At 71.3% G+C, this 12,401-nt stretch carries 8 protein-coding genes; 5 read left to right on the top strand and 3 right to left on the bottom strand.

Annotated elements, in window-relative coordinates; all coding sequences use genetic code 11:
- Positions 1-7: 7 nt before the first annotated feature.
- From RPQ07_RS03795 to RPQ07_RS03785, 3 genes are all read left to right on the top strand, one after another.
- On the top strand, positions 8-754 hold the full coding sequence (locus RPQ07_RS03795) for an SDR family oxidoreductase (protein WP_313942559.1): 747 nt from the start codon (positions 8-10) through the stop codon (positions 752-754).
- A gap of 101 nt (positions 755-855) precedes the next feature.
- Positions 856-1,761 carry an SDR family NAD(P)-dependent oxidoreductase gene (locus tag RPQ07_RS03790; protein ID WP_313942558.1) on the top strand — a complete coding sequence of 302 codons (906 nt, stop codon included), beginning with the start codon at positions 856-858 and terminating at the stop codon, positions 1,759-1,761.
- 31 nt (positions 1,762-1,792) lie between these two features.
- Positions 1,793-2,512, top strand: coding sequence for a TetR/AcrR family transcriptional regulator (locus RPQ07_RS03785; protein ID WP_313942557.1), 720 nt, complete (start codon positions 1,793-1,795; stop codon positions 2,510-2,512).
- Positions 2,513-2,836: 324 nt separating this feature from the next.
- Here the strand turns inward: RPQ07_RS03785 and RPQ07_RS03780 are convergent, their stop codons facing one another.
- Positions 2,837-3,190, bottom strand: a complete 354-nt coding sequence (locus tag RPQ07_RS03780; protein ID WP_313942556.1) for a hypothetical protein — start codon at positions 3,188-3,190, stop codon at positions 2,837-2,839.
- A 153-nt stretch (positions 3,191-3,343) separates the two neighbouring features.
- Entirely contained in the window at positions 3,344-4,948 is a 1,605-nt protein-coding gene (locus RPQ07_RS03775) for a hypothetical protein (protein WP_313942555.1), read from the bottom strand.
- Positions 4,949-5,321: 373 nt separating this feature from the next.
- On the opposite strand from RPQ07_RS03775, the gene RPQ07_RS03770 reads away from it, so the two are divergent.
- Both RPQ07_RS03770 and RPQ07_RS03765 read left to right on the top strand, forming a co-directional pair.
- Entirely contained in the window at positions 5,322-9,614 is a 4,293-nt protein-coding gene (locus RPQ07_RS03770; protein ID WP_313942554.1) for a HAMP domain-containing protein, read from the top strand.
- 76 nt (positions 9,615-9,690) lie between these two features.
- Positions 9,691-12,165, top strand: a complete 2,475-nt coding sequence (locus RPQ07_RS03765; RefSeq protein ID WP_413777699.1) for a SpoIIE family protein phosphatase — start codon at positions 9,691-9,693, stop codon at positions 12,163-12,165.
- A 38-nt stretch (positions 12,166-12,203) separates the two neighbouring features.
- Here the strand turns inward: RPQ07_RS03765 and RPQ07_RS03760 are convergent, their stop codons facing one another.
- Positions 12,204-12,392, bottom strand: coding sequence for a DUF6381 family protein (locus RPQ07_RS03760; RefSeq protein WP_313942553.1), 189 nt, complete (start codon positions 12,390-12,392; stop codon positions 12,204-12,206).
- Between the last annotated feature and the right edge of the window lie 9 nt (positions 12,393-12,401).

Here is a 12,401-nt window from a genome sequence, read left to right as displayed (position 1 = left end):
GCACGCCATGACCGAGCAGACCACCACCCCTCGCCGGGTCGCCGTCGTCACCGGAGGGTCCCGCGGTATCGGCCGCGAGGCCGCCGCGCGTCTCGCCGCCGACGGGTTCGCCGTCGTCGTCAACTACGCCGGCAACCAGGCCGAGGCCGAGTCCGCCGTGGCCGCGATCGCCGCCGCCGGCGGCGAGGCCCTCGCCTTCCGCGCCGACGTGGCCGACGAAGCGGCCGTCTCCGCGATGTTCGACCGCGCCGAAGAGGCCTTCGGTGGCGTCGATGTCGTCGTGCACGCGGCGGGCGTCATGATCCTCGCCCCGCTCGCCGAGACCGATCTGGACGTGCTGGACCGTATGCACCGCACCAACATCCGCGGCACGTTCGTCGTCAACCAGCAGGCCGCACGCAGGCTGCGCCGGGGCGGCGCCGTCATCAACATCTCGACGTCCATGCTCGCGCTCCGCCTGCCCGGCTACGGCGCCTATGCCGCCAGCAAGGGTGCTGTCGAGGCCATCACCATGATCCTGGCGCGCGAGATGCGGGGACGGGACGTCACCGTCAACGCCGTCGCCCCCGGCCCGACCGCCACCGAACTGTTCCTGGACGGCAAGGACGAGGAGACCATCGCGCGGATGGCCGCACAGCCTCCGCTGGAGCGGCTCGGCACCCCCGAGGACATCGCCGAGGTCGTCGCCTTCCTCGCCGGTCCCGCCCGCTGGGTCAACGGCCAGGTCCTGCGCGCCAACGGCGGCATCGTCTGAGCGGCCGCGCTCTCGGCTCCGACCCGTCCCTCGTCCGCACCCCGACCTTCTTCAGCACCCCGTCCCTCGTCAGTCCTCTCGACCGCACAAGGAGCTTCGCCATGAGCAAGACCGTCCTCATCACGGGAGCCGGTTCCGGATTCGGAGCGCTGACCGCCCGCGCCCTCGCCCGGGCCGGACACACCGTCTACGCCGCCATGCGGAACACCGAGCGCCGCAACGCCGGCCGTGTCGCCGACGCCCGGGCCTACGCCACCGAGCACGGAGTCGACCTGCGCACCGTCGAACTGGACGTCCTCTCGCAGGAATCGGCCGATGCGGCCGTCAGCACCGTCCTCGCCGAGGACGGACGGCTCGACGTCCTCATACACAACGCCGGCCACATGGTCACCGGCCCCACCGAGGCGTTCACGCCCGAGGAACTGGCCGCCGTCCACGACACCAATGTCCTCGGTACGCAGCGCGTGAACCGGGCGGCCCTGCCGCACCTGCGGGCCCAGCGGAAGGGCCTGGTGGTGTGGGTCGGATCCACCTCGACACGCGGCGGCACCCCGCCCTACCTGGCCCCCTACTTCGCCGCCAAGGCCGCGATGGACGCCCTCGCCGTCTCGTACGCCGCCGAGCTGGCCCGGTTCGGCATCGAGACCTCCATCGTGGTGCCGGGCGCCTTCACCTCCGGCACGAATCACTTCGCGACCGGCGGCCACCCCGCCGAACAGACGGTCATCGGCGACTACGAGGCCCGCTATGCGGGACTGATGGACCAGGTGGCCCGCCGGCTGGCCGACCTCGCACCGGCCGACGCCGACGTCTCGCTGGTCGCCGACGCGATCGTCACGGTCGTGGACACCCCGCACGGCTCCCGGCCCTTCCGGGTGCACGTCGACCCGGCGAACGACGGCTCCGAGGAGGTCAGCGCGGTGGCCGACCGCGTCCGGAGCGACTTCCTCACCCGGATCGGGCTCGACGACCTCCTCGCCCCGCACGCCCGGCCCCGCAGTGCGTAACACCGCTACACCGCTTGGTAGCGTCCGGTCGGTGACGACACGTGAGCGCATCCTCGAAGTGGCCGCCGACCTGGTCGACCGGTCCCCGGACGGCGATGTCTCCACCCGCGCGGTGTGCGAGGCCGCTCAGGTCGGCGCACCGGCGCTGTACCGCCACTTCGGTGACAAGGAGGGCCTGTTGTCGGCGGTGGTCGACCACGGGTTCGACAGGTACCTCGCGACCAAGCGTGAGTACGCTCCGGGCGCCGACCCGATCGAGGACCTGCGCAACGGCTGGGACACCCACGTCGACTTCGCGTTGCGGCACCCGAACCTGTACCGGCTGATGAACTCGCCCGCCATGCGCAGGCCACCGGAGGCCGCGCTCGAATCCCACCGGATCCTGACCCGCGACCTGAAGCGGGCGGCGGCCGTCGGCAAGCTGCGGCTGGCACCCGAACTGGCCGCCCAGATGGTGATGTCGGCGAATGTGGGGGTGGCGCTGATGCTGGTCTCCCGACCCGCCACCTACACGGACACGGCCATGTCGCGGCGGGTGCGGGACGCGGTGCACGCGGCGATCTTCACGCCGGACGTCTTCGCCCCCGGCGACGCTGCCGCGGCCGGGGGAGGGACGGAGGACTTCCTCATCCCGGCCACGGCGGCACGCCTCAACACGCTCCTGCACGACTCGCCCGGCCCGGCGCTCACGGGCGCGGAGGGTGCGTTGATGTCGGAGTGGCTGGACAGGCTGTCGAACATGCAGGGGTGATCACCCGGGAGGCGGCCCGTCCGTCGATCCGGCGGAAGCGACCGGGGAGGCGCCCCGGTTGTCACACCTCCCGCCGCGCTGCCCACGTGGCCGGCCCGGAGCAACTAGGCCGCCGCGCAATACCCGGCGGGCGCACGACGACAGCTACGGCACTCCCCCAAGCTCTTCGAGCAGGGGGGACCCCCACGCTGCGTTGTCGGATCGCCCGGATGCGACCGGTACGAGGCCGCACTCGCCCAGCCTCCGGCGGGGGTGCCCCCACCGCCTTGCGGTGCACCGCATCCGACGCCGCGCGCTGATCCACCGGCGATGACGGGACAGCCCCTAGGCCGCCGCGTCCCCGTCGCCTCGCCCCCCGGTGTGCTTCAGCGCCATCCGCGCGTCCACCACACCCGCCGTGAGCGACGTCCAGTACGGGTGCGTGCTCACCGTCACCGACAGGTCGAGGATCCGTCGCCGGAACTCGTCCACCTGCGCCAGCTCCTCGGCCGTGTAACCCGGGCTGGCCGGGAAGGACACCACGCGTTCATTGAGCATCTGCTTCTCGCTCGTCCAGCCCGGTTCCGGCTCCACCGACCACGGCAGCCTTCGGCACAGCGCCCTGTACTCCGCCTGTGCCTGGTGCAGCTCCAGCTGCGCGTCACGGAGGTCGTCGGGGAAGTCGTACTTTTCGGCCACAGCAGAATGGTACGCCTGTTCGAATTCGAATGGCGAGTGCCGGGCCGTGATGTCGCCCGCGAGTGTCACCGGGCGGTTCACTTGGCCGCACGTCGCCACGATCCGGTCCGGCCGCAGGGCCGTCGCGTGGCTCGTGTCGGACGTGCCCCCGCGTCAGCCCGTCCCCGCGGCGGCCGCCGCACGTGCCTCCTCCCGGGCCACCACCTCCCTCATCACGCCGGCCGGGAGTGACGGATTGGACGCCGCCGCTTCCACCACGTGCCAGTCGTCATCCGTGAGCAGGCCGGTGATGGCCGACGGCGGCAGGGCCGGATGGCCGGCGGCCGGGCGCCGTGCCTTCTTGTCCGTCAGGCAGGTGATCAGTGCCGCGGCCGGTGCGTCCGCGCGCCGCGCGATCGCGGTGAGTGCCTTGCGGGCCGGCGGGTCGTGCCGCGCGAGATCCGCGAGCAACGCCGGGGAAGCGTCCGGGTTGGCGGCCACCCCGGCCACGACCTGGACGCCGTGGGTGGCGACCATCGCCCGCAGCTGGGTGTCGGTGAGGCCGGGGTGCGGAGCCACGGCCTTGGCCACCTTGGCGTCGGGGTCGGCGGCGAGTGCGTCGCGGATCGCGTGCGGCAGGTCGCGACGTTCGGCCGGCAGAATCCGTACGGCCGCGGTCGGCGACGCGCTCAGCTCCGCCACTTCCGCTGCCGATGCGGTGGCGATCCGCGGCAGCAGCGTCGGGCCGACCCTGACGAGATCCGCCAACTGGGTGAGCACGTCGAGGGGTATGTGCGGATGGTGCAGGAGCCGGCGCCGCACGTCGTAGCCCGTGTCCGTGGCCAGGGCGCGGATGAAGGACTCGCCGAGCGACGGATTCGCGGCGAGTTCACCCCGTACTCCGGGATCGGGATCGGTGGCCAGCCGCGCGCACAGCTGCGGCGACAGGTCGGTACGGGCGGCGAGCTCGCGGCGGAACAGGATGGAGGGATGGTCGGCGAAGCCGGTGAGTGCTTCGACCGGTGTGGCCGGGTTCTGGAGCGCGGCCTGCTGCGTGTCGTGCACCGTGGACTCGTGGGAGCCGTCGCAGGAAGCCCCCGCCCGGAGGATGCAGTCGGGTCGCGGGCAGTGCGGGTCGTGCACAAAGGGGATCTCTTCGCGGTCGCAGACCAGGCACCGTTCGGCGGGATTCGCGTCGGTGCCCGTGGCCAGCACGGCCAGTACGGCCGGTGGTGTCGCCTCGTTGGCCGCCACTGCCCGGCGGACCTCGGCGTGCGGATGTCCGGCGAGCCGGGTGGCCGTCTCCGGCGTGGTGAACAGTGCCAGCTCCACGACGACGTCCAGGTCCGGGTCCGCTGCCAGTTTCTCCGTCACGTCCGGCGGAAGGTCCGGGCAGGAGGCGAGAGTCCACCGTCGCCAGGCATCGGTGTCCTCCGCGAAGCGGCGTGCCCACCCGGGAGGGCCAGCGTCCGCGTCGAGCAGTGCGAGCGCGGCCCGCGGCCGAATCGCCGGGTCGATGTCGGCGGCGGTCAGCCCGCCGCCGTGGACGAGCGTCGCCGCGTCGACGTCGCGGCGCGCGGCGAGCGCGAGAGTCTGGGCGCGGCTGAGGTCCGTGCGGTGGGTGAGGGCCGAGGCGAGATCGTCGGCCGCATCCGCATCCGCATCCGCATCCGCATCCCCATCCGCATCCGTGCCCGCGACCGTGATCGCGATCAGCCGGTCGGTCAGGTCCGGGGGCAGGGACGGGTTGGAGGCGAGCCCGAGCAGCAGGTGATTCACGGCCACATCCTGCCCGGGCGGTCGGAGGAAAGCTCCTGGATTACGGCTCCCGCCCACGGATCCGGCCGGGTGTGGCACCTCCGGGCCCGGAGGAGACTAGTTGGCTCCTTGATCAAAACAAATCTGTCATGGCCGATGTAGACATGAAGTCGCCGCCCGGGTAAGGTTCCCGAGCGGCCGCCGCCGGGGAGCGGCGGCCCGCAGGGGGGCGGAAGCATGCTGGTGACCTCTGGGCTCCGGCGCCGGGCGGCGCCGGAGCTCTTTGTGGGTGTCGCGCGCGCTGAGCTAGCCTTTGACGAATTTCCATGCAGCGGAATCCGCGTGAATTGGGTGGGTTCTCCGGCGGTTTGTGAAGAACTGGAACGAGGTTGGCATGGTTGAGAAGTCCGTAGCCCGTCCCGCGGGGGGCGGGGCCGCGCGCGGCACGGGCAAGGTCGGAGAACCCGAACTGCGCCAGCTGCTGGTCGGGTTGACGGCGGTCCGTGACGGAGACTTCGGCACCCGCCTCCCCGACGAGGCCGACGGACTGCTCGGTGACATCGCCACGGTCTTCAACGGCATGGTGGACCAGCTCTCGCTCTTCACGTCCGAAGTGACCCGTGTGGCCCGGGAGGTGGGCACCGAGGGAACGCTCGGCGGGCAGGCCGAGGTGCCCGGAGTCTCCGGCACCTGGGCCGACCTCACCGACTCGGTGAACGCCATGGCCGGCAACCTCACCACGCAGGTGCGGGACATCGCCCAGGTGGCCACCGCGGTCGCCAAGGGAGACCTCTCGCAGAAGATCGACGTGGACGCCCGTGGGGAGATCCTGGAGCTGAAGGACACCGTCAACACGATGGTGGACCAGCTCTCGGCCTTCGCCGACGAGGTCACACGCATGGCACGCGACGTGGGCAGCGAGGGCCGCCTCGGCGGGCAGGCCGAGGTGCCGGGTGTCGGTGGTGTGTGGCGCGACCTGACGGATTCGGTCAACTTCATGGCCGGCAACCTGACCAACCAGGTCCGCAACATCGCTCAGGTCACGACCGCGGTCGCCGAGGGCGACCTCTCGCAGAAGATCACCGTCGACGCGCGCGGAGAGATCCTGGAGCTGAAGAACACCATCAACACGATGGTCGACCAGCTCTCCGCGTTCGCGGGTGAGGTCACCCGTATGGCGCGCGAGGTGGGAACGGACGGCCGCCTCGGTGGCCAGGCCGAGGTGCCGGGTGTCGGTGGTGTGTGGCGCGACCTGACGGATTCGGTCAACTTCATGGCCGGCAACCTCACGGCCCAGGTGCGCTCGATCGCTCAGGTGGCCACCGCCGTGGCCGAGGGCGATCTCTCGCAGAAGATCAACGTCACGGCCCGCGGCGAGATCCTGGAGCTGAAGAACACCATCAATACGATGGTCGACCAGCTCTCGGCCTTCGCCGACGAGGTGACCCGGGTGGCCCGCGAGGTGGGTACGGAGGGCAACCTCGGCGGCCAGGCGACCGTGCGCGGAGTCTCCGGCACCTGGAAGGACCTCACCGACAACGTCAACGTCATGGCGTCCAATCTGACGGGCCAGGTCCGTTCCATCGCCCAGGTCGCCGCAGCCGTCGCCCGCGGTGATCTGTCGCAGAAGATCACCATCGAGGCGAAGGGCGAGGTCGCCGCTCTCGCCGGCGTCATCAACACCATGGTCGACACCCTGTCCGCGTTCGCGGACGAGGTGACCCGGGTGGCCCGCGAGGTGGGTACCGAGGGGCGGCTCGGCGGGCAGGCGCGCGTGCCCAATGTGGCCGGTACCTGGAAGGACCTCACCGACAACGTCAACTCGATGGCGAACAACCTCACCAACCAGGTCCGCAACATCGCCCTGGTCACCACCGCCGTCGCCAACGGCGACCTGTCCAAGAAGATCGACGTCGACGCACGCGGCGAGATCCTCGCGCTGAAGACCACCATCAACACCATGGTCGACCAGCTGTCCTCGTTCGCGGCCGAGGTCACCCGCGTGGCCCGCGAGGTCGGCAGCGAGGGCCGCCTCGGTGGGCAGGCCGAGGTCGAAGGCGTCTCGGGCATGTGGAAGCGCCTCACCGAGAACGTGAACGAACTGGCCGGGAACCTCACCCGACAGGTCCGCGCCATCGCCGAGGTCACCAGCGCGGTCGCCGAGGGCGACCTGACCCGGTCCATCACCGTCGACGCCTCCGGCGAGGTCGCCGAACTCAAGGACAACATCAACTCGATGGTGGGGTCCCTGCGCGAGACGACACGGGCCAACCAGGAACAGGACTGGCTCAAGACCAACCTGGCGAGAATCTCCGGTCTGATGCAGGGCCACCGCGACCTCGCCGTGGTCGCCGAGAACATCATGGACGAGCTCACCCCGCTGGTGAACGCCCAGTACGGCGCGTTCTACCTCGCCGTCGACGGTCGGCAGGGCACGGAACTCACCCTGGTCAGCGCCTACGGCCGTCCCGCCGGATCCTTCGAGGTCACCCGGTTCGCGCTCGGGGAGTCCCTGGTCGGCCAGGCGGCCCGAAGCCGCCGGGTGATCGCGGCGGACGGCGTTCCCGGCGACTACGTCACCCTCTCCTCCGGCTTGGGCAAAGCCGCGCCCGGCAGCCTGATCGTGCTGCCCATCCTGGTCGAGGAACAGGTCCTCGGCGTCATCGAACTCGCCTCCTTCACCGCCTTCACCGCCCTCCACCGCGACTTCCTCGAACGGCTCATGGCGACCGTGGGCGTGAACGTGAGCACCATCGTCGCCAACGCCCGCACCGACGAGCTGCTGGGCGAGTCCCAGCGCCTGACGGGCGAGCTCCAGGCCCGCTCCGAGGAACTCCAGGTCCAGCAGGAGGAGTTGCAGCGCTCCAACGCCGAACTGGAGGAGAAGGCGGCGCTGCTGGTCGAGCAGAACCGGGACATCGAGGCCAAGAACCTGGAGATCGAACAGGCCAGGGGAGAGCTCGAGACCCGCGCCCAGCAGCTCTCGCTCACCTCGAAGTACAAGTCGGAGTTCCTGGCCAACATGAGCCATGAGCTGCGTACGCCGCTCAACAGCCTCCTCATCCTGGCCCAGTTGCTGTCCCAGAACCCCACCAGGAACCTCACGCCCAAGCAGGTCGAGTACGCGGGCATCATCCACTCCGCGGGCTCCGACCTCCTCCAGCTGATCAACGACATCCTGGACCTGTCCAAGGTCGAGGCCGGCAAGATGGACATCAACCCCGAACGGGTCTCGCTGCGCCGGCTGCTGGAGTACGTCGAGGCCACCTTCCGGCCGCTGACCACGCAGAAGAGCCTCAACTTCACCATCACCACGGCCCCCGGCGCACCGTCCGACCTGCTCACGGACGACTCACGGCTGCGTCAGGTGCTGCGCAATCTGCTGTCCAACGCGGTCAAGTTCACCGAACGGGGCAGCGTCGAGCTGCGGATCGAACCGGCCGCGGACAGCGAACTGCCTCGGGCCCTTCCCCGCGGCGGTCCGGTCGTCGCGTTCCGTGTCCGGGACACCGGGATCGGCATCGCCGAGCAGCAACTCGAGGCGATCTTCGGCGCCTTCCAGCAGGCCGACGGCACCACCAGCCGCAAGTACGGCGGCACCGGGCTCGGACTCTCCATCAGCCGTGAGATCGCGTATCTGCTCGGCGGCGCCGTCACGGCCGAGAGCGCGCCGGGCCAGGGCAGCACGTTCACGCTGTATCTGCCCGTGACGCACACCGAGTTCAAGGACCGCGCCCTGCCCCGCCAGATCAGTGCCGAGCCGCACGGTGAGAAGGCGGTGGAGCCCGGTGCGCGGACCGCCCGTATCGCCATCGAGCCGCCCCAGCGCCGCCGGCGCCTGCTGGTCATCGAGGAGCGCCCCCGTGGGCTGATGTCACTGGTCACCGAGAGTGTCGTGGCCGAGTTCAGCGGCGGACGCGAACTGGCCGACCCCCGCGCGACGGTCGACGTCATCGGCACGGTCGGAGCCCAGGAGGCGGCCGCCGCCCTGGCTGCGGAGGCATGCCACTGTGTCGTGCTCGACCTGGACATGCCCGACGGCGAGGCCTTCCGGTTCCTGGAGGCGATGGACGGCGACGCGGCGCTGCGCAACGTACCGGTGCTGGCCCACAACAACCGCCGGCTGGGCGCTGCCCAGGAGCGCACCCTCCAGACGCGCGCCGAGAGCCGGCCCCTCGAACTGCTCTCCAGTCTGGACGAGTTGAGGGAGCGCATCGCGCTGTATCTGTCGGCGGACCAGCCGGGCGACGTCCTGCCGCTGATGCGGATCGAGGAAGCGGCGCACACCTCGCCGCACGACACGGACGCCACCCTCGCCGGGCGCACGGTGCTCGTCGTCGACGACGACGCCCGCAACCTCTACGCGCTCAGCGGCATCCTGGAACTCCACGGCATCCAGGTCCTGCACGCCGAGAACGGTCGCAAGGGCATCGACACCCTCGCCGAGCACCCGGGCATCGACCTCATCCTCATGGACGTGATGATGCCGGAGATGGACGGTTACGCGGCCACCGCGGAGATCCGGGGCATGCCGGCGCACAGCAGCCTGCCCATCATCGCGGTGACCGCGAAGGCGATGCCGGGCGACCGCGAGAAGTGTCTCGCCGCGGGAGCGAGCGACTACGTCACCAAGCCCCTGGACGCCAACGATCTGATCGCCTGCGTCCGCCGCTGGGTCGCCACCTAGGGTCTGTCCGCAGCCGGGCGGAACCTCCCGCCCACGACGCCCGTCCCCTCACCATGTCGCCCAGGAGCAGCGGTACGTGAACACTCAGCCACCCGGTGAGCCGGGCCGCAACGACGGTCTGCCGGGACACGCCCACGGCGCCGTGCCCGCGGCCCGGGGCGGTGATCTCGTAGCGGCCACCGTGGACCCGGCTCCGGCCGAGGGCGACCGTTCGTCCGCGGTCGGACGGCTGGCCGCGACCGTCGACCGTCTCCGCAAGGAGGTGCAGGCGGCCCACGCCGCGGCGGACGGCCGTGCGCTGATCGAGCTCGCCAAGGGCATGCTGGTCGAGCGCCTGCGATGTGGTCCTGCCGAGGCGGCACGGCAGCTCGCGGACCTCGCCGACCAGGCCGGTCTCTCGCAGCTGGAGCTGGCCGCGGACATCATCAACGAGACGGCGCGCGACCGTCTCTCCGAGGCGGTGGGGGACTTCGTAACCAAGGCGGGCACGGCCACGCCGCCGGACGACACCGTCCGGTCCGCCGCGGTACGGCTGCGTACCGCCGAGAGCGCCGCACTGGCCGCCGACGACACCCAGGCGGTCGCCGAATCGCTCCTGGAGCACGCCCTCAGTCCCCTCGGTGCCACCGCCGTCGCCGTCTGGTCCGCGGGCCACGACGGCTCCCTCACCCTCGCCGGCCACGCCGGCTTCCCCACGGAGGAGGCCGGGCGCTGGCGCTATGTGCCGCCCGGCGTGGCGACCGTGGCCCGCCAGGCGCTGGCGGAGCGCCGGACCGTGTGGCTGCGGGAGTTCGCCGAGGCCGGCGTGCCGTCCATCCACGACGAGCCCACCACGGACGGGGGGCGCGTCGCCGTGCCCGCCGGCACCGGGGGCCGCATCCTCGGCGTCCTGGAGATCTGCTGGCCCCACCATCTGCCGCCGCAGCCGCCGCAGATACAGCGCCAGATGGAGGCGCTGGCCGAACTCTGCGCCCACACACTGGGGTCGCACCCGCCGGCGGTCCCCGGCTCCCCGCCCGCCGCGAGCCCGCTCCAGCAGGACCTCGCCGAACTGGTGGACCTCGTCGACTGCCTCCACGACCCGGCCCTCGTCCTGCTGCCCCACCTCGACACCGAAGGCCACCTCGTCGACTTCCGGATTCACCACGCCAACCGCAACTTCGCCGATCCGGCCGGGCGCCCCCGAGGCGCCGTGGCCGGAACGCTGATGCTGGAGGCCTACCCCATGGCCGCCGGTGACGGAGGACTGTTCGAGCAGGCCGAGCGGGTGTGGGCCACGGGCGAGGCGTTCCGCGCCTCCCGGATGGCCCTCACCGCACTGGTCGACCAGGTGCCGCTGGAAGCCGTCGCCGACGTCGGCATCAGCCGGCACGGCGGCTCGGTGCTGCTCATCTGGCGGATCGAGGACCAGGCGGCCAGGCTCGCCAGTCTGCTCCAGCACGCCCAACGCCTGGGCCGTATAGGAGGGTTCGAGGAGAACACCGTCACCGGTGAGATCACCTGGAACGATCAGCTCAGCAGCCTCTACGGACTGCCGTCCACCGCCGCACCGGTCTCACTGGAGCAACTGCCCGCGCACGCCCACCCCGACGACGCGGTCGCCATCGGACGCTTCCTGCGGACCCTGCTGCACAAGCGGCGGCCCGCCTCCACCGCCTTCCGGCTCCAACGCCCCGACGGGGTCACCCGGCACGTCCGTGTCATCGCCGAACCGGTGCTGGACCCCGCCGCCCGGCTCCTCGCCGTACGCGGCGCCTACCAGGACATCTCGTCGCAGCACTGGACCGAGGTCGCCCTGGCCGCGACGCGTGACCAACTCGCCCACACCGAACAGGAGTCGGCCGAACGCAACCGGCTCGCCCTGCAACTCCAGCACGCGATCATGCCGCCCGCACGCGGTCCCCTCGACGCTCCCGGTCTGCGCGTCGGCGTGCGCTACCGGCCCGCCGAGACCGAGCACCTGGTCGGCGGTGACTGGTACGACGCCTTCGTTCTGCCCTCCAAGCAGGTCCTCGTCTGCGTGGGCGACATCGCGGGCCACGGCATCGAGGCGGCCACCAGCATGATCGTGCTGCGCAACGCGCTGCGCGGTCTCGCCGTCACCGGCGCCGGACCGGCACAGCTGCTGACCTGGCTCAACATCGTGGCCCACCATCTGACCGAACAGGTCACGGCCACGGCCGTCTGCGGACTGTACGACCCGGACCGCCGCACCCTGCGCTGGGCGCGGGCCGGGCATCTGCCGCCCGTCCTCGTGAGCGGCGAGACGACCGCCAACCTGCCGCTCATCAAGGGCATGCTCCTCGGCGCCGTCGCACAGGCGGCGTACGAGGAGGGCGAGGTCCAGCTGGAGGTCGGCGACACCCTGCTGATGTACACGGACGGACTGGTCGAGCGCAGGGACTCCTCGCTCCAGGACTCCCTGCGCCATCTGATCGTCACCGCGGGCCTGGCCACGCCCTCGCTGGAGCACCGGCTGGACCGGCTGCTCACGCACAGCAGGGCGGACACCGACGACGACACCTGCGTCGTCGGTATCCAGGTGGTGTGACCGCCGGGCCGCTGCCGGACAACCGGGAGCGGGGGCCGCTACTGCGAGGGCTTGCCGTCGTCGGCGCCGAGCCCGCGCTCGACCTCGCTCTGGTCCTGGAGCTTGCGCGCCTTCTCCTGCAGTCGCTGACGCCTCCGCGGGTCCGTCGACTGCTCAGCGGCTTCACTCAGCTGCTGTGCCTTGTCCCGCATCTGCTGGGCTCGGCCGGATTCACCTGCAATGCTCATCGTCACTCC

It is taken from the genome of Streptomyces sp. AM8-1-1 (assembly GCF_032229325.1).
In the GTDB taxonomy this organism is placed as follows: Bacteria; Actinomycetota; Actinomycetes; order Streptomycetales; family Streptomycetaceae; genus Streptomyces; species Streptomyces achmelvichensis.
Note: the sequence above shows the minus strand (reverse complement) of the source record. Positions and strands in the feature narration are given on the sequence as shown.

Bases quoted from the DNA above. Each gene is read 5' to 3' on its own strand.
- RPQ07_RS03790 (WP_313942558.1), top strand. From the start codon at position 856: ATGAGCAAGACCGTCCTCATCACGGGAGCCGGTTCCGGATTCGGAGCG.
- RPQ07_RS03760 (WP_313942553.1), bottom strand. From the start codon at position 12,392: ATGAGCATTGCAGGTGAATCCGGCCGAGCCCAGCAGATGCGGGACAAG.
- RPQ07_RS03795 (WP_313942559.1), top strand. From the start codon at position 8: ATGACCGAGCAGACCACCACCCCTCGCCGGGTCGCCGTCGTCACCGGA.
- RPQ07_RS03770 (WP_313942554.1), top strand. From the start codon at position 5,322: ATGGTTGAGAAGTCCGTAGCCCGTCCCGCGGGGGGCGGGGCCGCGCGC.